This window comes from Paenibacillus sp. P4_E11 (genome assembly GCF_056401635.1).
Genome location: NZ_JBFUIX010000016.1, coordinates 41,237 through 65,957, shown reverse-complemented (window position 1 = coordinate 65,957; position 24,721 = coordinate 41,237). Strand labels below are relative to the sequence as shown.

Genomic DNA, 24,721 nt, shown 5'->3' with positions numbered 1-24,721 from the left:
AAATAGATACATGGACAAATGTTTGAACTCTGCATCATAAAACATAAATCCATATATCAGTTTTAAATTCCATTTTATCCGCATCGAGTAGCAACTATAATAACGTTACGGAACAGGAGGGTCGTTTATGGACAATGCCTTCTTCTCGCGATTTCATCCTCGGGTCATCGGCGTGTTGTGGCGCGACCGCAAATTTTGGCAGATTCAAGGCAAGCATACTCGTACGGTAACGTATGAGAAAACTTCTCTGCGAAATTTCATGTTTGTCACCCATGGAGCGGGGGTGGTGATCATTAACGGCGTCCATTATCCGCTGTCTATCGGTTCCGTGTTTTATTTTCCGCATAGCAGCAAATGTCAGCTCACGTATACGTCGGAGCAGCCGCTACAGTTTTATTCCGTGCATTACGACTACAAGCTGATCGAGTGGGACGCAAACTCCATCACCTGTCTCGACCCGCAGGAAGACAGCCTGCCGCTGCCGATGGTAACGCAAACGGCCGACATCGAGAGCTTTGCCCTTCATATGAAGCGTCTGTACGATCTGTGGCACGAGAAGGACGTGGATTACGAGTGGCAGGCTAGACTGATGTTCCAGAACATCGTAGGCGAGGTGCGCAAGCTGTACTTGCAAAGGAATGAAGGCGACCTTGTCCGTCGCGCCATAACCAAAAGCATGGAATATATTAAAAGCCATTACGCCGAGCCTTTGGAAAGGGAGGAGCTGGCCGAAGTAGCCGCATTGTCCATGAGCTATTTCTCGATCATGTTCAAAAAGGTGGCGGGCTGCACACCGACGCAGTACATTACGAAGATCAGGCTGGACAAGGCGAAGCAGCTTCTGCAGAGCAGCGATATGACGGTGTCGGAAGTTTCGCGGAAGGTCGGCTTTCAAGATCCGCTCTATTTCGCCAGAGTGTTCGCGAGCCATGCGGGCATGCCGCCCCGGGAGTACAGGAAGGCGTAGCTCGCACGGCTTTGGGTAAGGTTAGGAACGTTTGGGCCCAATTAACGAGTGGTACAGGAGGAGGTTGTTCAGGTGGATCGCACAGAGTGCTCATTGCTCGTATGCGGCGCTACGTTAGCCGGCCTCGGCGTGGCAGTGGCCGCGCTGGAGGCGAAGCGGGACGTGATCGTCGTCGAGCGCACCGCCTCGGTCGGGCGGGAATTTATCGAAGCATTCAATCCGGGCTTCGGATGGGGGCTGCCGGCTACGGAGTTCGGACAGCGGTTCCGGGAAGCGCTGATCGGGCGCAATCTGATGGAGGAGAGCGGCCCGGTTCACCTGCCGGGTGTGCATCCCGTATTGTGCTTGCTCATCAAGCAATATGGGCTGAAGGTCAAGTTTCTGACCGAGATTGTGGGCGTTTCCGAGCGGGGCGGACGGTACGAAGTGCTGCTGCATGACGCTTCCGGATGCCGCCCGGTGTTCGCCGAGAGAATCGTGGATACGTCGACGCAGCGTCTTACGGTTCCGGGGAGTCTTGTCGTACCGAAGCGCAAACGGGTAAACGCTTATCTCCATCATTCGGATATCCGGAATGCGGCCATGCCGGACCCGATCGACGAAACGATGTCGGTTTACAGGGGAAGATTTCGTTCCGAGGTCATCCTGAAAGCGGCGGTCGCTCCCGAGGACGATTGGCTGCAAGCGAGGCAGAAGCTCCATCAATATTGGCAGGCGAGACCAGCACAATGGGCGCCATGGACGATCGCGGCTGTGGCGGGGGAATTCGAGTCGGACGTTCCGGGCGGCCCGCATCGGCAGGGTGAGCGATGGATATGGCTCCCTTCGGAAACGCTTTCAAATCCATTGGCCGCGATCGATCAAGGCTACGATTATTATAGAACGGCGGAGGGAATGCGCGATGCGGCCAGAGTCGAATAGTACGGATATGCAGAGGAGCGTCCCGGCTGACAGGCCTGCTCGGGAAACCTATGACGTGATTGTCGTCGGCTTGGGCACGGCGGGCGCTGTCGCAGTCATCGCGGCGGCGCGGCAAGGTCTTCGGGTGCTCGGGATCGACCGGCATACGTGCATGGGAGGCGCCGGTACGGCCGGAGGAGTGATCGGCTACTATTTCGGTACCCGGGGGGGCTTATTCGAGGAAATCGACTTCCAGGTACAGGCTACGGAAAAAAGCGTGTACACCCCCTCCTTCGGCGTCAATGCCGAAGGCAAGCAATATGTACTCGAGCAGGAGGCGGTCATGGCCGGGGCGGCGATTCGTTACGAAACGACCGTTGTCGGCGTACGGATGGAAGGCAGGACCGTAACCGGCTTGGAATGCTTCTCCCCGGAGCTTGGACGCTATACGGCAGAGAGCCGCGTCGTCATCGACAGCACGGGCAATGCGGACGTGTGCCGGTTGGCCGGCTGCGAGCTGCGCGGCGGCCGCGACTTCGACGGTCAGGCGCAGCCTTTCTCGAACGCCTTGTTCGGGATGGATGGAGAGCGGGTACGCGCCTATTATACCGATTCCGGGTACGTCTTTCCGGAAAATCCGGACAGCATGTCGGCGGCAATCGTGGAATCCGCTCTGTTGTCCACCCATCTCAGGGCGCATTACGACGAGGATCAGCATTATATGCGAATCGCTCCGCAGCTCGGAGTTCGTGAGAGCCAGTTTATCGTCGGGGAAGACAACGTTACGCTGGCCGGATTTCTGCAGGAGGACTACTCCCGGGAACCGCTGTTCATGGCCTACTCGAATCTGGACAACCACAGCAAGGATGTCGCCTTCGAAAGCGCGCTGCAGCGGGATTGGACCGTGGCCGCAAGCTTGTGGGGATTGAAATTCACCGTGCCGATTCCGCTCGGAGCGCTTATCCCCAAAGGCTACGACGGACTGCTGGCTGCGGGACGCTGCCTCGCGGTGGACCACGACATGGCTTCCTGCGTCCGCATGAAGCGGGATATGCAGAAATGCGGGGAAGCTGCCGCCTACGCCGCTTCCGTAGCCATCACGAACCAAATTCCGCTTAAGGACGTACCGTATCCGGAGCTGGCGCGGCTGCTGCGAGAAGCGGGCTGCTTGTCGGAGCGCGACGAAGTGTACTTCGAGCACAGGCTCGCCCAGGGGGAGAAAGCAAACGGTCCGATTCGATGGCAGGAAAACGTCGAGGAGATCCGGGTCGGACTCTCCGGCACGAAGCCGGGCGTGGCCATCTGGTCGGCCCGGCGACTGGGAGAGGCGATCCGGCCACACCTGCTGGAATGGATCGACCGAGACGACTCGGAGCATCTGCGCAAGCACAGCGCCATGGCGCTCGCGCTGCTGGATTCCCCGGAAGCGGCTCCCGTGCTGCGGGAGATGGTTCGGGAACGCGATCCGTTCGTGCCCTTGACGAGCTTGAAATATAATCAGGCACGCGGATATGCGGCGGTGTACCTGCTGGGCAAGCTGACGGACAAGGAGGCGGTCCCCGAGCTGCTGCGAATATTGGAGACGCGGCAAGGCTTTACCTATATCGACCGCAACAAAGAGTTTTTGTCCGATGAGCACGATTTGCGCTTCCAATACGTCTCTTATGCTCTGATAGCACTATCTTCCATCGGAGACTGCCACGAGGAGACACGGCCTGCAATCGCGGAAGCGTTCGAACAATATTTGTCGCAGCTTGACGGATCTCTGGTCATTTCCTTTAAAGGAAGCTCGGAAATCCGCAACGTGATGGACGATAAAATCCGGCTGCTGATCGACCGTGCGATTCGCCGATGGGGGAAGCCGGGCCGGGAAGCGGTATACGGCGTGTGAAATTACCCTCAATCATCTATTGTGGTGATGTTTACTCCTAATATGGCGGTTAATTTACTCGTAATTGTGCTATAATTGATCCCGTAAGATATCGTTGAGGGGGTACTTATATGCCTACAATTCGCCCGATTTCAGATTTGCGTAATAACGCGAATGAAATATCCGAATTTTGCCACAGGGAGCGGGAGCCTGTATTTATAACAAAGAATGGCACTGGTGACATGGTGGTCATGAGTATCGAAGAATATGAACGTCAGCAAGCCTTGATTGAACTATATAGCAAGTTGTCCGAAGCTGAAGCTGAAATTGCAGACGGCGCAGTTGGAGAGGACTTCATGGAAGTGTCTCGGAAGTTAAGGTCAAATATTCGTGGGAAAATATAAGGTGCTGATTTTCCCAGCCGCGAAGAGGGATTTACAGGAGATCATCGATTATCTTAACGAACAATCATCTTTTGATAAATTCAAGCTATACGATGACATTAGTGATCAGGTTGCATCACTTGGAGAACTGCCGTTTCGATGCCCTTTGATCAAAAATTCTACGCTTCGATTGAAGGGTTATCGTGTTTTAGCCGTGCATAGCTATCTAGTGTTTTATGTGGTCAAGGGCGATGTAGTACAGATCAGACGTATTTTGCATGGAAAAAGGTACTACGATTCAATATTGTGATAATAGCGTAATTGGACTTTGCAGCATCAAATGATCAATATGAATATGCATGATAACAGCTAAGTCCTGTGGAGAATAGGACTTAGCTTGTCGTTACATCCCAAAATGTTGATTCAACAGCTCCTTGTATCTCACGCTGTCAATGTTCTCTTTGGTAACTACGCCATCCTCCCATTGTGTGAAAGTAGTGTTGGTTAAGGTTAGATTTCCACCATCCGTTAGTCTTGTGACTAACGGATTTTTATTAAATGAGGATTCCGGGTGTTCCACGATAATTTTCTGGACGGCATTACATTCCGATATGCTGGTTAAAGACTTCTTGGAATCGAAGACGTATCCGATCCTCCAATCGGAATCCTTATGTTTCAATTTCATTTCAATCACATAGTCTCCGAGCTCACCATCCACCGGTTGGGTGCGAAATTGTCCATTACCCGAAGTTATGGTTTCTCCGTTTAAGGGGACAGGCCTTAGTGGTAAATTCCCTCCAAATCCAGTATCCACGACATACGTTTGTCCTTCGTGAGTGAGAAGAATGGTTACATGAGTTCTTCCAATTGTTCCATACGCCCCAGTATCATTATTATAGACAACCGCACGCGTCAGAACGGCGTTAAACCCATTTTCGATTAAGAAGAGATAGAGAATCGAGTTGAGTTCATAACAAAGTCCGCCTTCTTGATTGACTAGTATTTTGTTCACTAAGCTTTGTTCGGAGATCAGGCTGGTTTGATTGTCTAATATACGCAAATTTTCAAAAGGAACAGTTTTGGCCATTTTTTCCAGAACGTTATCCAAGTCTTCGAAAGGAATAGATTCGTTCACCGAAAGACCGATTCTTTTGCGAAATAAAGTATTAAGTTCACTCATTACTCATTCCTCCATTTTTGCGCCTTTGCTTTTTGTTCGACTTAATCGAGTCGCTCCAATAACCCCAATTATGATCATCAACGAACCGATAAGGGAATACATCGTGATTTCTTCATTGAAGAACATCACCCCAGCAATGATCGAGACGACAGTCGCCAGATTGGAGAATACGCTTGTTGTTGAAGCTTCTAGCTGGGACAAGGCATAGTTGGCCATCAGTGCTGTTAGAAGCGAAGACATCACACCCAGGTAGAGAATCGACATGATAAAGGTGCCGCTGGCGAGTGGTGCGATCAACTGGTCGAGTGTCCCGGCGGTCGCATGATCCGTAAGCGATATTACTAGGAAAGTGACGAAGCCGATGCCTAGCATCAAATAGCTGATTTCCGCAGGGCTAAAGGTTCTTAATAATGATCGGGCCAACACGCTGTATCCTGCAAATGCCAGGCACGAGAAGAACAACAGGAATATCCCTGTCATGTTCGACAAATCGATACTGCTGCCTTTCATCCAGAAGATAAATACAACGCCGAATACGGACAGGAAGATCGATAGCTTCTGTAGGACGTTCGTCGCTTCCTTCAAAAATAGGGCGGCTAATAGCATCGTCAAGACCGGCGTGAAGGCATACAAGATGCCTCCCTCGGAAGAGGTGGCGTGCTGCAAACCAAATGATTGAAGCGTGAAGAAACCAAGTGGGTACATGGTTGCGAGCAGCAGCGCTTTATATAATGGTTTACCGCGGTAGTGTAGCTTAACTCGGCCGAACATAACCGGAATTGACATGACTGCGAACGATATGGCAAAACGGTACGTCAGCGTATCAATAGGTTGGGCGTGTTCAAGTGCTATCTTCGTAAACAAAAACGAAAATCCGATTATGATTGAGTTGAGTATCGCTGCTAAGTATGCAAGCTTACGTTCTTTTGGATAGATGACGGTTTCCTCCTTTATTTAGAATACAGGATCACGTTCACGAACATGTATCCGTTACTGGAAATGATAGAGCGAAATCATCACCTGAACAAGTTCGAATTATTGTAACTGTATCGATACAGTTGACCAAGTCTTATATAATGAGTAGAGAAAGGCGGGGGGAGTGGCATGAAATGAAAAAATATTTGTCTATACTTTCCGATATCGAACGCCATATTGTAGAAGGGCAATACCGCCCAGGCCAAAAGCTGCCTTCCGTTCGCAACGCCGCGGAGTTGTACGGATGCAGCATCAGTACGGTCATACATGCATACGCAGAATTGGAAAAGCGGCACGTCGTTTATTCGATCCCGCAAAGCGGCTATTACGTAGTCGAAAGACAGGGAGAAGGGCCTAACGACAAGGAAGATCTAATCATAGATTTCGCATCGGTACTGCCGGATGTAAACGTGTTTCCGTATTTGGATTTCCAGCATTGCTTGAACAAGGCGATTGATCTGTACAAACACCAGTTGTTCACCTATGGTGATTCCAAAGGGCTGGAGAAGCTTCGTCATACGCTTGTTTCTCACCTAGCAGGAGATCAGGTGTTTGCGAATGCGGAGCGGATTGTGGTGACTTCGGGTGTGCAGCAGGCGTTGGATATTTTGGCGAAAATGCCGTTTCCGAATGGGAACTCGGTTATCTTGGTCGAACAGCCAAGCTACGATATTTATTTGCGATTTCTCGAGAAAGAGGGCATACCGGTTAGCGGAATCGCCCGTACGGCGAAAGGGATCGATTTGCGAGAATTGGAGGAGAAGTTCAAGACCGGCACGATTAAATTTTTTTACATCATGTCCAGATACCACAATCCACTGGGAACCTCGTATAGCGTGGAGGAGAGGAAAACAATTGCCAGCTTGGCTAGCAAATATAACGTGTATATCGTAGAAGACGATTACATGGCCGACTTGGGTGTGGAACGAGGGTTCGATCCCATATATGCGTACAACAGAACGTCGCATGTCGTTTATTTGAAGAGCTTTTCCAAGATCATCTTCCCGGGCTTGCGATTGGGCGCAGCCGTATTGCCGGAGCTGCTGCTTGAGACGTTCCACGCACACAAAAAGTACTCCGACACCTCGCTATTATCCCAGGCTGCACTCGAGGTGTACATTAACAACGGCATGTACGAGCGCCACAAGCGCAACATATGCAGCCAGTACACAGCAAGGATTCGCGCGCTGAATGAGGCTGTAGAGCGGTTTAATGAGGCGGGATTGATCGAAATATCGGACGTTCGCTCGGGTATTTATGTGCAATTCAAGCTGCCGCAGACCGTCAACCTGGATCGCCTAACGAAGCGGCTCGCCGCTAGAAAAGTCAGCGTTGTATCCGGAAAAGGGTTTTATTTGTCCAATTACCTAGCGCGCGAGAAGTTTCTGCGGATCAGCATCTCACGAGCGCGGCCTGAGCAAATCGAGGAGGGGGTTAAGGCGATCATCGACGAAGTGAGGCTGGGAAGTGGACGGTCTTAACGTGTCACAATAATCAACCGCCCCTCGTTATATTTGCAAATGCGCGAATAAGGAGTGGGTTAGAATGAAAGAGTTGACATGTACCGTAGTGGGCGGAGGATTCGCCGGTATTCACGCCGTCAAGGCGATTCGGAAAGCGTACCAGGAACAACAGGACGGTCGCAAGCTTCGCCTGATCCTTCTCGATAAGCAGCCTTATCACCTGCGTAAGGTATTGCTATTCCGGCCAGCTGTTGGGGGAGAGAATATTACAGTCCCTTGGCAGCAGATCTTGCCGGAAGGGACGCATTTTGTGCAAGGAACCGTTCAAAATGTAGACAATCGGAATAAACGCCTGCTGTACCAGGATGCCGCAGGACATGATCAGCAGATGGAGTACGACGTTCTCGTCATAGCGGTCGGCAGCATCCTCCGGCAACCGCAATCGGATCAGGGCGGTATCGCGTTGACCGATTTGGAATCGGCGGAGCGCATTCGGGAACAGTGGCGTGAGAATTTGAAACTTGCCGCTGGAGCGGCCACAGAGGATGAAAGGCAGCGTTTGTTGTCTATAGCCGTCGCGGGTGCGGGTATTACCGGTATCGAGACGGCCGCAGAGCTGGCCTATGCCATTCGGGCTGAGGCTACGTTGATGGGAATCAATCCGGCAACGGTGCGAATCCACCTTCTGAATAGGCAAGAGCGGTTATTTCTGGAGGGGCCAGCCAAAGTCGGCCGCAAGCTGGAACACTACTTGGCTGAAGGTGGTGTTACAGTCCATCACCGGCGTAATGTGTTACGTGAGCACAACGGTAAGGTTATTTTCGCAGAAGGCGTTCCGTTGTCTGTTGGCTTAACGATATGGACGCTTGGTCTAGTTCCGAATCCAGCTCTCCGCAGCATGGCGTTGCCCCTAACGAAGGACGGTCGGGTGATCGTGGACGAATGCTATCGTGTCCGGGAAATGCCTGGCGTATACGGTATTGGCGATTGCGCGCATATCGTCGATCCGACGAGCGGGAAGGCCGACCGAATGACTTGCAAGGAAGCAATACCTCAAGCCCAGCGGCTAGGCAATATCATATGTGCAGATTTGGCTGGCCGTCCAGCTCCGCAACATAAGTCGGTGATCGAGTCCTTCACAGTAGGCTTGGGACCGGATCGTGGCGTCATGTGGGCGCACAAATGGGGGCTGGATGTGATCCTAACCGGTAAACTCGCTTATAAAATCAAAACATTCTTGTGGGAATTTTCCAGTATGCTACGAGGATGAGGGGCCATGACGCCAAAGAGGGTGGAGACACGATATGATTGAGTTGTATGAACGGTATAAGGGTCTGCTGTTCCGTCTGGCGTACCAATTAACTGGTTCGGTATCTGATGCGGAGGACGCCGTACAAGAGGTGTTCGTTAAGATACAGGGCATAAGCCCAGAACGATTGGAGGAACCGAAAGCGTATCTGTGCAAAATAATAACGAATCATTGTCTCGATCAGCTCAAATCGGCGAGGAAACGCCGCGAACAATATTTCGGCCCTTGGCTGCCGGAGCCTGTTCCGACGACGGATACCGATAGCTTCGAAGCAGTCGTCCGCAACGACTTGCTCTCTTATGCGATGCTTGCCCTACTGGAACGGTTGTCTCCCGCAGAACGGGTCGTATTCGTTCTGAGGGAGGCGCTGAGCTTCGATTATCCGGCCATTGCGGAACTAATCGGCAAGAGCGAAACGAACTGCCGCAAACTGATGAGCCGAGCCAGAGGGAAGATGGGAATCTCCGAAGAGGAATTGATCGGTGCGGGCTCTGTCGGAGAAGAATGGGTACAAAGCTTTCTCGTTGCCCTCTCCCAGGGAGATGTCGACACGGTGCTGTCTTTGCTTGCCGAAGATGCCGTACTCGTGTCCGACGGTGGAGGTAAAGTGTCCGCTGCAGCTCGTCCGATCGAGACGAGGGAGCTTGTGGCTCGCTTCCTATTCGGTATCATCCGCAAACTAGATGGGAGCGTCGACCCTACCATCGAGTTTGCAGCGATGAACAGCCAGACCGGTATTGTGTTCCGAGAAGGAGGCATCATTACGGGAGTTACATTTCTCCATATCAAGCACGGACTGCTGCAAAACATCTACATCGTTCGAAATCCGGAGAAGCTGGCGCATATCAGATAGTCGGGAATAACAAAAAATCTCAAGCTAAAAAGCCGGCAGGATCTCATCCCGCCGGCTTGTCGCATCATCCCCTCAGTTCACCAACAGCTTCGCGAGTAAGATTAGGTCGGCAGGAGAGAGAACACCGTCTCCATCCAGATCGGCCGGTTTGATGTGCTTCCAGTCCGGATCGCTGCTACCCTTGCCCAGGCTTACGGAAGCAACGGATAGATCGCCGACGGACACTTTGCCGTCCCGGTTTACATCCCCGGGTATTACACGTTCCACGAGAATGTCTAACGAGGCAGAAGCCGCTTCACTTTCTTTGCCCAGAGCATCGCCCAGCATTACTTTCGATACCGTAATATTCGCTGTACCCGTCTGTTGAATGTTTTTGGCATTGAACACGATCTCGATTATGTCGCCATCGCCGGTGAACCCGCAGCAGGACCCTTGGCTAGCTATTATGACCCGCAGCTTGCCTTCAGCTTGCTTTACGGTTCTGACAATACTAATGCCTTCCCGTAAAGAATGAACGGAAACGTATTTCAACAAAGTAGGGTCGAAGTTGACGATAAAGTCTTGAGCGTATATGCTATCTGTTACTCCCTTTAACCCGAACTGTACCGCAAACTCCTTTCCCGGGTTTACATCCCCGGCGCCGGTTAACGTCGATAACGCAGCTGTGCTGGAATTGCCGCTCTGCACCGTCACAGGAACAGCCACAGACAAATGGCTGTAAGTTGCCGTAATGACCGTCGAACCTGCCGACAAGCCGGTTACTTTACCCGTAGCATCCACTCCGGCTATGAGTGGGCTGCTGCTCGCAAATTGGGCATAAGCCGTCACATCCCGAGATGTGTTGTCTGAAGAGAGTGCCTTTACTGCCAGTTGCTGCTCACTGCCTACGTCAACGGGAGAGGAAAGCCCACTAAGCTGCAGTAACCGCCCCCCGACAGCTTCGACCGTCAGTTCGTAGACGGTGGTTTTTCCTCCGAACGTTGCCGATATCGCAGCCGCTCCCGCGCTTAATCCCGTTACCAAACCGTAACGCGTCACCGTCGCTACCGCCTTGTCGCTGCTTGTATACTGCACGTCGTCCGTCACATTGCTTTCCGTTCCATTATCATAGCTTGCTGCGACCGACAATTGAACCCGATCTCCCTTGATTAACGGAGCGGAAGAGACCGCGCTCAGTTTAAGCGCTTGGACCGTTCCCCCTCCAGCTTTCTCCGAAAGCGAAACGATGCTGTTAGGTGCGACCGTAACCGTCACCTCTCCGGCCGCAGAGCCTGCGATGTCCTGTCCCGGCGAGTTCCGTGCGAATTCGCCGCTGCTGCGCACGGAAAACATACGGCTTCCGACCCCGGTAAGCTTCACTTGGCGCGTTTCGGCTACGGAGTTGATCAGGACGATTTCCAGCCTTCTGTCGGGCTTTTCGAACGCGACGGTGTACAGATCGGAAGCCGACGAAGCATCAGGATGAGCCCCGATCATGACGGAGCCCGGCGGCGCCGCATCATAAAAATGCTTAAGCATGTCATAGACGGGATACCACGTTTTACCGCTGTAGCTATAAATGACCAAGCCTCCGCTATCCGTCGCCGAATACGCGAAATATTGCAGCAAATTCGCCCTGCTGTAAGTGAGCGAATCGTGAATGGCTACAGCGTTATTCATCGCGCGTGACCATTTGTCCTTGTCCGTTACGATGATCTGGTCTTCTTGTTCGCCGACATGCAGCTTGACGCCGTAAGTCCGGGCCGCTTCCTCGTACCGCTGCAGCCCGGCGACAGATCGCTCGTAAGCGTGATAGGAAAGAGTGCTAAAAAGCCTTTGCCCTTCCGGATTCGCATAAGCGTCTTCAAACAAGACGCTTTCCGCATACTGCGCGGCGGATATGGTCGCCGCATTCGTATCGCCGGCCAAATACTCAGCAACATAGCCATTCGATTCCAGCTTCTGTTTAAGCTTTTGCGTAAGCGATGCGTATCGTGCTGGCGTAATGCCGTTGATATAAACGCCTCCGCCGTTCGGCTCGTTGGCGACCGCAATATAGTCGAACGTCACGCCGTAATGCTGGCGAGCATATAGCAAATAGCCTGCCATGCTTTCCACGTATTCGTCGTCCATATCGGCCGGCAGTGTCATCTGGGCGCCAGACCAGTTGTACCCCGGCGGCTTGCCGGCCATCCAGTTCGGGAACCGCCACGAACCGAGCGTCAGCTTCACGCCCCGGTTATAGAGCATTTGCAAGGCTAGCAGTTCCTGATGTACATCGCCTTTGTCTCCCGCTTGAAACTCGCTCCAATTGAATGTTTGCGATTCGCCATCGTCGTTCACTTCCTCCATCAAATACCAGTAGCTGCGAACGCGTATATTCGTCGTTTTCAACTCGTCGAGCATCTTGTTCATGTAATTCGGATCGTTCGCCGCGAACAGAGGAATAAATTGCGGATACACATTGCCGCCCCAGCCTTCGATCGTCTGGTGCCGTTCGTTCGTATTGATATGTACGGTCTCCAGGCTTGGTCCACCGCTTTGGTACACTTCGATCTCGAATATGCGCGCCACTGTATCGAATTGGCAGCCATCCGTCACATATACACGAAGCTTTTGCGTCAGAACGGGCGCAAACGTCAAATCGTTGAACTGCCCGAGCTTGCCGTCCATAGTATTGCCGGAAACCGCAGCTGCCGTCACCCACCTGGAGTCGTCCCAATATTGAATCTCGAAATCGACGAGCTGCCAGCCGGGCGACGTCATGTTGCCGCTCCACAGCCGGACGTTATCGATGCTCACGGGAGCATTCCACTCCAGTTGAAGCCACTGCGGAGTCTTTGGCGTGCCTGCCGGTGGCGTTGCGTACCATTTGGAGCTCCATCTGCTCGCATTATTGTCCTTAATCCCGTCTGTGGCTTTGTCCGGCGTGTCCTGCGCTCCGTATGTACTGGCCGTTACGGTTGCGCTCGGAGCGATGTTCGCGCCCCCTGACGCTTCGACCCGAAAATTCGACCACGGCGTAGGAGCAATCAGGCCGATCAGGAATGTAACAATCAGCATTACGATTGCAGACCATTTCATTTTTTTCATAAGTTTACCTCCATTACATGATTCTCTTCACTTGCATGAAAACGTTTACTATACGCAGGAAAGAAAAGTCCCGCCATCCTCGTCTAGCGATGTGAGACTGTTCCCTGGTACCTGCAAAGCTATTTTTTCTCCCCGAATTTCAGCTTGTATTGATCGGCATACTCTTTCATTATTTTTTGAACGTCAGGATCCGCCTTCAAACGGTTCAAGTACGCATCCCACTCCTCCATTGTGCTTTGGCCGACGACAACCTTTGTCAGGATCGTGTTACGATCCTTGAACAAATCTGCTGAACGCTTCGCATTCGTATCGGAGATGAGCCCTTCTAACGGATTTGGCACGCCTTTGGCCGCATATTGATCGGATACTTTCTTCTGAACTTCGTTAAACTCCGGCGTCGCTTTCGCATGCAGCGCTTTGTTGTAAGGATCGTAATAGCCGACCATCAGGCTGGCGTTGCCGATTTCCTTCTTGAACATCTCGTCGTTCACTTTCGGAACGCCGTTTTCTTTCGTATGGTGCTTGCCCTCGATGCCGTACCTCTCGAAATCGACGAACTCCTGGGAAGCGGACTGATCCAGGTATTTCAACAAGATCTCGACTTTATCCTTCGGCACCTTGGAGGAAATCATGATGCCTCCCAAGTAACCCGACGGCAGGAAGCTCCCGTCTCCTCCCGGACCTTTGAGCGGAGGCAGCGTCAAAATTTCCGCCTTCGGATCCGTCTTTTTCGTATTCGTCCAAATGTCCCAAGCCCCGTTGATCGAGCTGCCGACGACTCCGGCTTTGCCGCTCTGGAACATTTCCGTATCCTGGCCGAATTTCTGCACGGAATACTCTTGGGTAATGATTTTATCTGCGTAAAGTCCCCTGAAATATTCGAGCATGTCACGGTAGCCTGTGGTCATCCACGGAATGAGCATCTTGTCTCCCTCGAACGTCGGCTTATTGGCCCCGAACGCGGAACTGAGCGGCGCACTTGCGGAATTGAGCGTAGCACCGAACACCGCCAGCCCGTACGTGTCGTTCTTCCCGTTGCCGTCCGGATCCTTCTCGACGAAAGCTTTCAGCACGTCGCGCAGTTCCGTTACGGTCGAAGGCACCTTCAAATTCAATTTGTCGAGCCAGTCCTTACGGATGTGCAGCGACTGATCGGTCAGTCCGCGTGGACGCGGTATGGCAAATACCTTGCCGTCAATTTTGGAATTATCCCAAATCTGCTTCGGAATTTTCGCCAGATTCGGATACTTTTTCAAATCCCCGAGGTACGGCGTCAAATCGTGAAACGCCCCCTGGCGTACCGCACCGATCGTAACGGGATCGAACAACTCCAGATTGACGACGACATCAGTCAGTTCATTCGAGGACAACGCCAAGTTCAGCTGTTCTTTGTAAGCATTAAAAGGAATCGCCTTGATCGTCAGCTTAACGTTAGCCCGTTTGTCCAACTCCTTGTAATAGTCGCTCTGGAAATTTGGTGGCTCGTTATAGAGCGGGGTCGTGAAGCTGATTGCGACCGGTTCCACCTGCTTCATAGCGGCGGCAGTTGGAGACGGCGAGCTTCCTTTAATATCCGAAGGGGTATTGTTCTTCCCTCCGCAGCCGGCTAACAAAGAGAGCGATAACGAACCTGCGATCGATAATGCCAACATGCGCTTTCTACGTATCATTTTTTTTACTCCCCTTTTTGTTTGATATTCGTCATTCGATCCATGAGAAGGGCATCCCTTTTCAGCCCTTAACCGATCCGAGCAGAACGCCCTTGGTAAAATATTTTTGCAAAAACGGATACACCAATAAAATCGGCATCATAACGACCATTAAGGCGGCCATTTTAATCGTCTCTGGAGGCAGCTTGGCCTCCGAATCGAATTGCGTAGCGTCCCCGACCATACTGCTGTTCGGTTCGAGCACGATTTGCTGCAACAGCACCTGAAGCGGCCATTTTGTTACATCTCTTATATACAGCAAACCGCTGAAATACGTATTCCATAATGCCACTGCGAAAAACAGCGAGAAAGCGGCGATCGCAGGCAGCGACAGCGGTAAAATAATCCGCACGAACACTTGAATGTCGTTGCAGCCATCGATTTGGGCGGCATCCTCCAGGCTGGCGGGCAAGCTCTGAAAGAACGATTTGAGAACGAATACGCTCCACGCACCGGTCAGCCCTGGCAAAATAAGCGCCCAGAGCGAATTGATCAGCCCAAGCTCCTTGACCAGCAAATAATTCGGCACGATTCCCACACTGAACAACATGGTGATCAACACCATCAGAAGCAGGAAGCGGCGTCCAGGCAACTCCTGTTTGGTCATCGCATAAGCGAATGTCGTTGTAAAGAGCAGGTTCAGAACCGTTCCGACAACCGTAATGAATGCCGTCGATCGAAAGGAATGAAAGAAGCTGTCTGTCGACAAGACGTACCGGTAGGCATCCAGCGACCATTTTGTGGGCAGCAGCATGAGCTCCCCGCTTACGTAGACACTCTCATCCGTGAACGAAACCGCCAAAATATAAACGAACGGAAACAGCATCGTAAGTGCGCCCCCGATAAGAAGGATGTAGATTAAAGCATCGGCTGCTCTCGAAACGGCAGTAGTTTTTGATCCAATCATTGGTTTCACCTTTCCCGATCAGTAAAGTCCCTCTTCGCCGGAACGTTTGGCAAGCTGGTTCGCCGACACGATAAGCAGCAGCCCGACCACCGATTTGAACAAACCGACCGCTATGCTGTAGCTCAGCTCACCGGAAAGCACCCCGCGCTTGTATACATACGTGTCGAACACCTCGGCGACAGGAAGCACTAGCGGGCTTTGCATCAGCAGCACCTGCTCAAATCCAACGTCCAGCATATGGCCAAGCCGGAGAATGAGCAGAATAACGGCGGTACTGCGGATCGCAGGCAGCGTAATATGCCACATCCGCCGCAGACGGCCCGCTCCGTCTACGTAAGCGGCCTCATACAGCTGCTGATCGACCCCGGCGATCGCGGCCAAGAAGATGATCGTCCCCCAGCCGACTTCCTTCCAAATGCTTTGAGCGGTCAGCAGTCCCCAAAAGTAGTTCGGCTCCGACATGAAGCTGATTTTGTCCCACCCCAAGGCGGCGAACCCTTTGTTAACCAGCCCGAAATCAACGGATAGAAAAAAATAAGTAAAGCTGACGACGATGACCCACGACAGGAAATGTGGCAAATAAATGATCGACTGAATAACCCGCTTTACCGACTCTCGCCCGACTTCGTTAAGCATGAGCGACAACGCAATCGGCAGCGGAAAATAAAACACGAGTCCAAACAAATTGATGAGCAGCGTATTCCGGAATAAGTTCCAAAACTGATTGCTCGCGAATAGATGGGCAAAATGCTCGAAGCCAACCCATTCGCTGTTCCAAAATCCTCGGAATGGACTGTACTCCTGAAAAGCAAGCAAGATGCCCCACATTGGAACGTACTTAAAAACGAGAAAATACAGCGCTGTCGGAAACGCCAGCATGTAGATGTATTTGTACCGTTTCATCCGCTTCCACATCAGACGCTTGGTTTGATCTCGCCTGACGGCAACGGGAACGGTTTCTAGCGAACCTGCGCTTCGAATTGTCCTCTCTCCCTTCGTTCTGGTTAGCCGGCTACAAACAGCTTAATCCGGGAACAGGGCGGCTGAATAGGTTCAATCGTTGTCGTCAGTGGACACTCCCGAAAATACGCGTCCTATCAGGCTTTCTCAGCATCGCCGGACATTTTCGACACTGCAGGAACTTCGTCCGGATAAAAAAATGACCGCCCAAATGGACGGAATATTACGTGCGTATACATGCCTTCCACATCGCTTTATTGCTGATTGCGGAAACTGGCCGGCGAATAACCAGTCATTTTCTTGAAAACCCGGCGAAACGTTCGTTCGTTGTAACCAACCTGCTCGGCGATTACGGAGATCGTCGTATCGGTGTGCAGTAGAAGATCCTTGGAGCGTTCTACCTTAAGCTCGGCCACATGTTGAATAAAGTTATGGCCCGTATGCTTGTTGAACAGCCTGCTGAAGTAAGCAGGGCTGACGCCCACGTATTCCGCCATCGACGTAAGCGAATGATCGAGCTCCAACCGTTCAAGAACGTATGCTTTGGCTGCTTCGATCATGATTTTGCCCCGGTCGTCCGCCGCATCCTCGAATATGGGCAGCAAAACCGGGAACACCTTTTCTTCAAACCATCGCACCATATCTCCGGCCATCCGACAGGATAAAATGTGCTTCATCGCTTCCATTCCTGACAGCAGCCTCGCCTGCTCGGGTGAAAGCTCGTGTGCCTTGTGCGAAATCTGCACGAACAAGGCGTGAAATGATTCATAAACCGCCGAAACCGGATAGCTGCGTTTCGTAATGGCCTGAACGAACTGTTCAAACTGGTGCCCGAATCTTTCCCGGTTTCCTTTTTGCAGTTCCTGTAATAATGATTGTTCGATCTCGTACGGATAGACGAATTCGTGCTGTAAGGCCGGCAAATCCGCAAATGCGATCGTCCGGTTTCCACCCACCATGACTCTCGTCGCGAGTGCTTCATCTGCTTCCAAATAACAATGGCGGATTCCTTCCATCCGGTCGCATATCGTCCCAATTCCTATCGAGCAATCGAATTTCAAATAAGTGCTTACGGAAATCCGTACCGATTCGGCTAACTGGTTGAGGACCGTCCGGCACTGCGTCGCTTTCGTCTCAATCGGTACTTGCGCGACAACAATCAACCGGGCCGCATCCGGGCCGAAGACGAAATAGCCATTTACATTGTGCTGCTTCATCATATCCTGGCAAATGCTCGATATAGCCAATAGAATGAGGTGCCTGTCATCCTTCTTAAACCTGTTGTACTGCTCGTAGTTTTCAGGTTCTACTAAGATGACGTCCCACCATGCATCGGCTTGAATGCCATACTGCAAAGCCATTTTCCGAAGCCGATCCGGCTGCTCGTTATCGTAATACCCATAAATAATTTGCATCATAAACGATTCACGCAAAGAAAGCGTCTGTTTGCTCGATACGTCATGATATTTGCCGATCTCGTCTTTCAAGTTGCCCCAATGATTGCGTATGAGCGTCCATTCATCTATTTTCGTTCCTCCCAGCACAGACGGTGCTCCGGCTTCCTGCCTCAACAAATTGCGGATTGGCGCATAAAGTCTTCTCGAATTCAAGTAGATGAGCAGCATGCCCAAGATGAGCGAACCCAGACAAACGAGCGCTGTCATTTGCGCAACCTGCGTTTTTGGCGAACCCATTACCGAAAGCGGAACATTGAGAACCGTCATCCATCCGTTCAAATTCGATTTTGCGTAAACCGTGTATATGCCGGCTCCTGTATGCTTGAAAAAGCCTGCTTGCCCGTTCGCATCCAGCTTCTTCTTCCAACCGTCCAGACTATCTCCAAGGATGGAGCCAAGCTGAGACTTATCATTATGGGAGATGACTGCGCCCGTTTCGTCTAACAGCATCAGGCTTCCCGATTTGAACCTTTCCACCGCACGCAAGGTCGAATGAAAAGAACTTTCATCCACCTCGACGGTCAAATAAGCTCGCGGCGTGTCGGTAAAAATGGGTAGCGGCTGCACGTAGGCAATGACGTCGTTCGAGCCTTTCTTCAGCAACATCCACTTTGGCTTGGACATGGATCCTACCGCATTGAGGAACGGGTAGCTGTCCCGCAAAGCGTCTAATTTCTGATACCCTTTCTCGCTGGACAGCACAAAGCGCTCTTCCGGTAAAAACAGATTGACCGTATTCGTAAACTCAATCGATCTTGACGCTGCGGTCAGCTTGTCCAGCAGATCGATCATCTCGACGAAATCGCGTCTATCAGTCTGGTACAAATATTGCTGCACGCCTGGGTCGAGCGTAATCCCACGAGATGACTTCGATATGGATTTCAAAGCGCTGTCGACGCGCTCCTGAATTTGTTCGATCATTTCGAGATTAGCCACGTTTACCTGCCGCTCCAAATGGTTGGAGACAATCGCATATGCCAAAAAAGCGGCAAGAAGAATGGGGATGCATAGAGCAACAATCCCGAAGCCCAGCAACCTCCTGAAATACATTCCTCTTGCGAGAAATGATTGGATGGCATCTCTTATCGCACGCATGCTTCTCCTCCATATTCGTTACGTTAATGATTTCCTTTATTATAGCGACCATAAAAGCGCTTTGCATACTTATTCTTTAGAGCCTCAGCAACTCCGCTTTGCATATCATCGGGTGCTCGTCCAAAAAACCTTCGGTTCACTGCGTCCTTCTAGGAAGTTCCAATCATGCCCTCCGTGATCCACGCTATCCCTTTTCATAAACTCCTCGTTTCTTTGCCCTTCCTCCATATTCGGTATAAACTACTGACTTGGAGTTGACGATGAATAATTATTAAGGCGATGCATGAATAGAGCGCGATCATGATAGTATGGGGGTATTCATCCGAATGATAAAGTGTACGGCTTGCTCGAAAATGACGGAACTCCAGAAGCAACACTGTTCTCATTGTGGGGAAATCCTGGCGTACACCATTTCCGAGAAATTTGATATTCTCGCTGCCTCTGTTGAAAAGGCGCTGAAGAAAGAATTGGAACTTCGAAGGACTACTCGGGAATAACAAGGACTATTCTGGAAATAAAGAACGTCTCGAAGCCATTGTGAAAATGGTTTGCGAGACGTTTTTTTTAGTAAGTTCCGGGGTCCCCGCAAAGTAATAGGAATACTCTTCGAAGGTCCCACGTCACTTTGTGGGGCTAGAGTCCGGGACCCCCGTAAAGTAATAGGAATACTCTTGGAAGGTCCCGCGACACTGTGTGGGGATTTACTTGGCGGCGACTTGCTCCAAATCCTTGACACCTTGGTGGATCAGATTGAACAGATCCTCCAGATGCTCGACCTCGATGCAAGAGAATGCAACACGCAGGTCGGTCGTACCCAAGGCGATCGTGCCGATCCCGTATTGGTTCAGCAAGTGAACGCGGAGCGTCTCGGCGTCAACGGTGGTCAGCTTCAGACACATGAAGTAGCCGGAGTTGAACGGGTAGTAGGTCCAAGCGCCTTCGAATTTGCCACTGTCGAGCAGCTGCTTCACTTTATTGGCGCGGCCTTTCATAATGTCGAACTTCTCTTGCTTCTGCGCTTCGAAGTCCGGTGATTGCAACGCATGCAGGACGAACGTCTGCGAGGGGTGCGGGCCACTCGAGATCGTGGCACGAATAATGCCAGTCGTCTTCTGCTCTAGCGCGTTCAAGAGCGCCTCACTCTCGGAAGCGTATGTGATGAAACCGACGCGGAAGCCCCACACGTATTCTTCCTTCGTAGCACCGTCCACCTTGACTGGCAAAATACGCGGGTGCAGGTTGGCCAGTTGGCCGAACAGCGATTCTGTGACGGAATCTTCGAAGAACAAGCTGAAGTAGGCGTCATCAGTGACGGCAACGATGTTGATGCCGGCTTCGGCACCGGCGAGCAAGGCGGCGACGATTTCTTTGCCTTCCGCCGGAGTCGGCGTATAGCCAGTCGGGTTGTTCGGGAAGTTCAGTACGACTATCGCTTTGCCTTTATTGCGTTGGGCCAGAATGGCTTCGCGCAGGGCATCGGAATTGAATTTATTCTGCTCATTATAGAGAGGGAAGTTGACGATCTCAGCTCCACGGCGAACGCCGAAGGTCAGCTCGTAATTTTCCCAGTTCTTGTCGGGGAATATAACCGCATCGCCCGCATCGGCGAATAGATCGGCAATGATGCTCAGTCCATGTGTCAGCGCGTTCGTGACAACCGGGTTCCCGAAGCCTTTGCCTTGAACGGAAGGGTTCTCGGTAATCATCTTGCTGCGCCAAGCTTTGCGAAGCTCTGGCTTGCCCGCAGGCGGGGCGTACTCGTATAGATCTTTGGGCGAATAAGCGCTAAGTGTATCTTGAATGGATTTCAGGTGCATCGGCTGACCGTTCTCGAGGGCAATCCCGATTGTCGCGTTATAGGTTTTAGCCTTAACCTTAGCTTCGGCCGATTGGCTCAAGATGCCTTCTTTGGGGAAATAAATCGCTTTGCCTAGTCCTGATAGCATGTCGAATACATGTGTGTTCTCTCTCTGAATCGTTTCATTAAGCTGCTTCACCATTGGGTTCATTTGAATCAAGTCATCCTTCCAATCGTATAGTTCGACTTTATGTCGCTATTATATCACTTGTGAGGAGGAGCGTCACCACCGAGTGCACTTCATGTATAGAAGTCTGAAAACTTACCGATACAAGCAATTAGAGAACAAACAGGAATTTCTTTCCGTGCCCGTGTAATGTACAATAGAGAAAAGTTGGATTATGACAGAGGAGATTAGAGGCTGTCGATACATAGCGCACACATGAGTGGAAATGGAAAAAGAGGATCCCGGCGAGTTGGCTTGAACCTCCATACCGCTAGACCCCTTAGCCGATCCAAGGAGGTTCAAACAAGATGTTAGAACTTACGGGGCCCCCGCAAAGTACTAGGAATTCACGACAGAGCATTGTCTTCACTTTGCGGGGTATACTTAGGGGTCCTTTTTCACTTGGAACGGCCGTCATAGCCTCAATCGACTATGAATCGACAGCCTCGATTATGTCCTTTTTGTCCGAAGGGAGCATGCGATTATGAATCCGAAACTTAGAGCGGCGGGTATTATGCTCCGGCAAGGCCGTTCGGCTAATGATCGAGCGGGAGAGCGAGAAGTGCTCGTGCAATGCGATGAGGACGAATCGTTCTATCGGTTCGCCGGAGGCACTGTAGAGTACGGAGAAACCGCATCCGAGGCCATAATCCGTGAGTTTATGGAGGAATATGACCTTGAGGTCGTAGTGGGGCCTTTGCTGGTCGTGAACGAACATTTTTTCCAATATTATGGCAAGGAGCACCATCAGGTTACGTTGATTCACAGGTGCGAGCTGCTGGTTACGAACGATATTCCCGAACCGTTGTGGCACAAGGAGCATTCCTCGGTTAAGTTGGTGTGGCGCTCTCTATCTCAGTTGAAGAAACGGCCGGTCTATCCGGAAGGCATCTTCGCTATGCTGGAGCAGGAAATTCCGGCGATCACGCACTTGGTGACGGGCCGGGGGTATAAGTCTTGAGCTGAGGCGATGGGCTGGAGGGCTGAAGGGCTGAAGGGCTGAACGGCCAATAAGGGAACTGAGTTCCCTGTTGGCCTTTTTGTTGTACGCGAATATTGCGAGAATAGCAAATTAGTGGAGAAAATTTCCGCTATTGCTGAGAAGATCGTTTTTTTACCTGAAATAACGGATGAATTTTCCTTTATTTTTATTTTTGCCTTCGCTTTTGGGATTTAATATAAAAATAACGGATGAATTTTCCACTATTTGAGTTCATGAATCGTCTTCTATCTGGACCCCATATCGCTGCACATTCCTCGATTTGATGAGAAGTTAGACAGCAGTAGGCTAGGTTTTGCTACGATGTGCGGGGCAGTAGCGGGCCATCAGCTCGGCGGTTTCCGCATCCATCGGCTTGTCCCGCTGAAGCAGCTCATTGCGGATATGTTCATTTTTCGCTTCAGGCAGGTTCTGACCGAACTTGAACTTGGCCGATAGGTGCTCGGGGGTGATCCGCACAACGGCCACACCTTTTACCCGTGATGCGTAAGCAGGAATGTTTGGATCAATTGGGTCATATCCGCCCTCTGGCTGAAGCTTCTCCATCAGAGCAGATAGGGCTTCCGCTTTTTCCGCCAAATCCACCACAACCGCCGCTTTCCCCCGAATCAGAACGGATTTGAAATAAGCTGTCGCCGGGCAAGCGAATACAGGGTCCGAGTAGTAAGATGGGATTATTGCATATTCCTTGGCCACACTGAAGCTGACACGCAGATCTTCCCCGAGCGCCTCCATTTTAAGCCCGATTTTGCTGCCGTATACATAAATATTGCCATTGGTATAGGCGAAATTTAGTGGCACCAAGTACGGATACTCCCCATTGTGCAAGCCCAACACCCCGAAGCTCATTTCTTGCAGGAACGACTCCGTCTCCTCGATGGATGCCATATCAAATTCTTCTCTTCTTACGACGATCACCCTCTCCTTGTTTGTCTTATCTTATAAAGTGGATTGACAAATAAAAAGCACCAATTATGATGGATTTGAATGGACCACTTTTTGCGGCGGATAAGTTAGGGGAGGATTGAATGGAATTTCATATCCCATTTGAATTGAATTTGGAGACACACCGCTACAAGCAGACGGCGCTGTACTATGCACTACGGGAAGCGATCTCAAGCGGGCGATTGGAGTATGGAACCCGATTGCCGTCCAGCCGTGATCTCGGTCGTCAATATGTGTTGTCTAGAGGCGTTGTCAATCAAGTGTACGAGCGGCTCGCCGCTGAAGGCTATGTGGAGGCGGAGCCGGGGAGCGGGACGTATATTCGGTTCCGGCAAGCAGCCGCTGATGGGGAAGTCGGGGATCCTATGCACATTCGACTGTCAGACTGGGGGAGCCGCCTTGGCCAACTATCTCAGCCATCGCGAAGAGAGGGGCGGGCGGGTGATACTGGGTTGAGGCAAGAAGAACAGGGTGGCAGTCCGTTGGAGCATGTGCGAGAGCTCCACAGCGGGGACATAGTGTTCGATTTCGGCCAGGTTGAGCCTGTGCCGTTCCCCGCGCCTGAATGGCGCCGTCTTCTGTACGCGGAAGTCCGCGAGAAGACGGAAACGCCGGGCGCGACCGCCCCCACGCAAGGCTATTTGCCTCTGCGCGAGGCAATTGCCCGCCACTTGAAGCGGGCGCGGGGCATTACGGTGACGGCGGACGCGATCGTCATCGTCAATGGGTCCATGCAAGCGCTGGCGCTGACCGCGCAGCTGCTGCTGGACGCTGGCGAGCCGGCCGTGATCGAGAATCCCGGTTACACCGGGATTGTCTCGGCCGTCCGCGCCGCCGGCGGCGTGCCTGTCCCTGGCCAATTGGACGGCCAGGGGCTGGTGATCGAGCCGTGGGATGCCCGGCTCGCGTTCGTGACGCCCAGTCGGCAATTCCCGACTGGGACGGTGCTCAGCCTGCCTCGTCGGCAGGCGCTGCTGCAGTGGGCCGCCGAGCGCGGCGCTGTCATCGTCGAAGACGACTATGACAGCGAGTTCCGCCACCATGGGCGGCCGATTGAACCGCTAAAGGTGCTCGACCGCGCCGGGCGCGTCGTCTATGTCGGCACCTTCTCGCGAACGATGCAAGCGCAGCTGCGTATCGGCTACGCCGTATTGCCGAAACGGCTCCTGGAGCCGTTTGTTCGGGCGCTGCGGCTATATGAGCCGTACCCCGCATCCCTTCTGGAGCAGCGGGCGTTAGCGCAATTCATGGGGAGTGGCGGCTACGAGCGTCATATGCGCCGCATGGGCCGAGTGTATAGTCGCCGATTCGAGCTGTTCCGGCGGCTGCTCGATCGTGAGTTGGGCACACTGTTCGAAGTCGTGCCCTCCGATGCCGGTCTGCATGTGTTCGCCCGCTGGCGCGGTGACGAGGCCAGCTACGAACGATACCAGACACATTGTAAGCAGGCGGGAGTTGTATGGGGAGATGGAAGGAGTTACTTTTACGAAAATGCATATGCTAGCGCGTGTTTCATATTCTCCCACTTATCGGAAGAGCGAATTGAGGAGGGAGTGGAACGGATGCGTGTGGCGGCTATTGTATATCGGCAAGCGGAAGCACATCTTGGAAAGTAATGAATTGTCTACTTCAAGCACAAAACGGTGCCGTCC

Annotated in this window: 19 protein-coding genes; 10 read left to right on the top strand and 9 right to left on the bottom strand. The window is 51.9% G+C overall.

All coding sequences use genetic code 11. The annotated features are described in order from the left end of the window. Nucleotides 1-127: 127 nt before the first annotated feature. The 5 genes from AC1DWB_RS09185 to AC1DWB_RS09165 all read left to right on the top strand — a co-directional run bounded on the left by AC1DWB_RS09185 (nucleotide 128) and on the right by AC1DWB_RS09165 (nucleotide 4,430). Nucleotides 128-967 carry a helix-turn-helix domain-containing protein gene (locus tag AC1DWB_RS09185; RefSeq protein WP_477540748.1) on the top strand — a complete coding sequence of 280 codons (840 nt, stop codon included), beginning with the start codon at nucleotides 128-130 and terminating at the stop codon, nucleotides 965-967. A gap of 72 nt (nucleotides 968-1,039) precedes the next feature. Then, complete coding sequence (locus AC1DWB_RS09180) at nucleotides 1,040-1,888, top strand: hypothetical protein (RefSeq protein WP_477540747.1); 849 nt, start codon at nucleotides 1,040-1,042, stop codon at nucleotides 1,886-1,888. Beyond that, nucleotides 1,869-3,758, top strand: coding sequence for an FAD-dependent oxidoreductase (locus tag AC1DWB_RS09175; RefSeq protein WP_477540746.1), 1,890 nt, complete (start codon nucleotides 1,869-1,871; stop codon nucleotides 3,756-3,758). Before AC1DWB_RS09180 ends, AC1DWB_RS09175 begins: the two co-directional genes overlap by 20 nt. 110 nt (nucleotides 3,759-3,868) lie before the next feature. After that, nucleotides 3,869-4,141 carry a type II toxin-antitoxin system Phd/YefM family antitoxin gene (locus AC1DWB_RS09170; RefSeq protein WP_477540745.1) on the top strand — a complete coding sequence of 91 codons (273 nt, stop codon included), beginning with the start codon at nucleotides 3,869-3,871 and terminating at the stop codon, nucleotides 4,139-4,141. Then, entirely contained in the window at nucleotides 4,128-4,430 is a 303-nt protein-coding gene (locus tag AC1DWB_RS09165; RefSeq protein WP_477540744.1) for a type II toxin-antitoxin system RelE/ParE family toxin, read from the top strand. The genes AC1DWB_RS09170 and AC1DWB_RS09165 overlap by 14 nt, the downstream gene beginning before the upstream one ends. Nucleotides 4,431-4,523: 93 nt before the next feature. Here AC1DWB_RS09165 and AC1DWB_RS09160 read toward each other — a convergent pair whose 3' ends face one another. Next, nucleotides 4,524-5,300: an arylamine N-acetyltransferase family protein gene (locus AC1DWB_RS09160; RefSeq protein ID WP_477540743.1), complete on the bottom strand. Its 777-nt coding sequence runs from the start codon at nucleotides 5,298-5,300 to the stop codon at nucleotides 4,524-4,526. A 3-nt stretch (nucleotides 5,301-5,303) separates the two neighbouring features. Beyond that, complete coding sequence (locus AC1DWB_RS09155; RefSeq protein ID WP_477540767.1) at nucleotides 5,304-6,236, bottom strand: DMT family transporter; 933 nt, start codon at nucleotides 6,234-6,236, stop codon at nucleotides 5,304-5,306. Between the two features lie 173 nt (nucleotides 6,237-6,409). Here AC1DWB_RS09155 and AC1DWB_RS09150 point away from each other — a divergent pair, with 173 nt between their 5' ends. The 3 genes from AC1DWB_RS09150 to AC1DWB_RS09140 all read left to right on the top strand — a co-directional run bounded on the left by AC1DWB_RS09150 (nucleotide 6,410) and on the right by AC1DWB_RS09140 (nucleotide 9,900). Then, nucleotides 6,410-7,756 carry an aminotransferase-like domain-containing protein gene (locus tag AC1DWB_RS09150; RefSeq protein ID WP_477540742.1) on the top strand — a complete coding sequence of 449 codons (1,347 nt, stop codon included), beginning with the start codon at nucleotides 6,410-6,412 and terminating at the stop codon, nucleotides 7,754-7,756. Between the two features lie 64 nt (nucleotides 7,757-7,820). After that, complete coding sequence (locus AC1DWB_RS09145) at nucleotides 7,821-9,008, top strand: NAD(P)/FAD-dependent oxidoreductase (RefSeq protein WP_477540741.1); 1,188 nt, start codon at nucleotides 7,821-7,823, stop codon at nucleotides 9,006-9,008. Nucleotides 9,009-9,042: 34 nt separating this feature from the next. After that, a complete protein-coding gene (locus tag AC1DWB_RS09140; protein WP_477540740.1) occupies nucleotides 9,043-9,900 on the top strand; it encodes an RNA polymerase sigma-70 factor in 858 nt (285 codons plus the stop codon). Between the two features lie 72 nt (nucleotides 9,901-9,972). On the opposite strand, the gene AC1DWB_RS09135 is transcribed toward AC1DWB_RS09140, so the two are convergent. From AC1DWB_RS09135 to AC1DWB_RS09110, 6 genes are all read right to left on the bottom strand, one after another. After that, nucleotides 9,973-12,972: a cohesin domain-containing protein gene (locus tag AC1DWB_RS09135; protein WP_477540739.1), complete on the bottom strand. Its 3,000-nt coding sequence runs from the start codon at nucleotides 12,970-12,972 to the stop codon at nucleotides 9,973-9,975. Between the two features lie 119 nt (nucleotides 12,973-13,091). Next, entirely contained in the window at nucleotides 13,092-14,642 is a 1,551-nt protein-coding gene (locus AC1DWB_RS09130; protein ID WP_477540738.1) for an extracellular solute-binding protein, read from the bottom strand. A 61-nt stretch (nucleotides 14,643-14,703) separates the two neighbouring features. Next, on the bottom strand, nucleotides 14,704-15,588 hold the full coding sequence (locus AC1DWB_RS09125) for a carbohydrate ABC transporter permease (RefSeq protein ID WP_477540737.1): 885 nt from the start codon (nucleotides 15,586-15,588) through the stop codon (nucleotides 14,704-14,706). An 18-nt stretch (nucleotides 15,589-15,606) separates the two neighbouring features. Further along, nucleotides 15,607-16,491, bottom strand: coding sequence for an ABC transporter permease (locus tag AC1DWB_RS09120; protein WP_477540736.1), 885 nt, complete (start codon nucleotides 16,489-16,491; stop codon nucleotides 15,607-15,609). A 311-nt stretch (nucleotides 16,492-16,802) separates the two neighbouring features. Beyond that, nucleotides 16,803-19,100, bottom strand: coding sequence for a helix-turn-helix domain-containing protein (locus tag AC1DWB_RS09115; RefSeq protein WP_477540735.1), 2,298 nt, complete (start codon nucleotides 19,098-19,100; stop codon nucleotides 16,803-16,805). A gap of 701 nt (nucleotides 19,101-19,801) precedes the next feature. Then, nucleotides 19,802-21,109, bottom strand: a complete 1,308-nt coding sequence (locus tag AC1DWB_RS09110; RefSeq protein WP_477540734.1) for an aminotransferase class I/II-fold pyridoxal phosphate-dependent enzyme — start codon at nucleotides 21,107-21,109, stop codon at nucleotides 19,802-19,804. 496 nt (nucleotides 21,110-21,605) lie between these two features. On the opposite strand from AC1DWB_RS09110, the gene AC1DWB_RS09105 reads away from it, so the two are divergent. Next, entirely contained in the window at nucleotides 21,606-22,085 is a 480-nt protein-coding gene (locus tag AC1DWB_RS09105) for an NUDIX hydrolase (protein ID WP_477540766.1), read from the top strand. A gap of 327 nt (nucleotides 22,086-22,412) precedes the next feature. Here the strand turns inward: AC1DWB_RS09105 and AC1DWB_RS09100 are convergent, their stop codons facing one another. Beyond that, nucleotides 22,413-23,039 carry a pyridoxamine 5'-phosphate oxidase family protein gene (locus AC1DWB_RS09100; RefSeq protein ID WP_477540765.1) on the bottom strand — a complete coding sequence of 209 codons (627 nt, stop codon included), beginning with the start codon at nucleotides 23,037-23,039 and terminating at the stop codon, nucleotides 22,413-22,415. 113 nt (nucleotides 23,040-23,152) lie between these two features. On the opposite strand from AC1DWB_RS09100, the gene pdxR reads away from it, so the two are divergent. Next, a complete protein-coding gene (gene pdxR, locus AC1DWB_RS09095; RefSeq protein WP_477540733.1) occupies nucleotides 23,153-24,685 on the top strand; it encodes a MocR-like pyridoxine biosynthesis transcription factor PdxR in 1,533 nt (510 codons plus the stop codon). Nucleotides 24,686-24,721 lie beyond the last annotated feature (36 nt).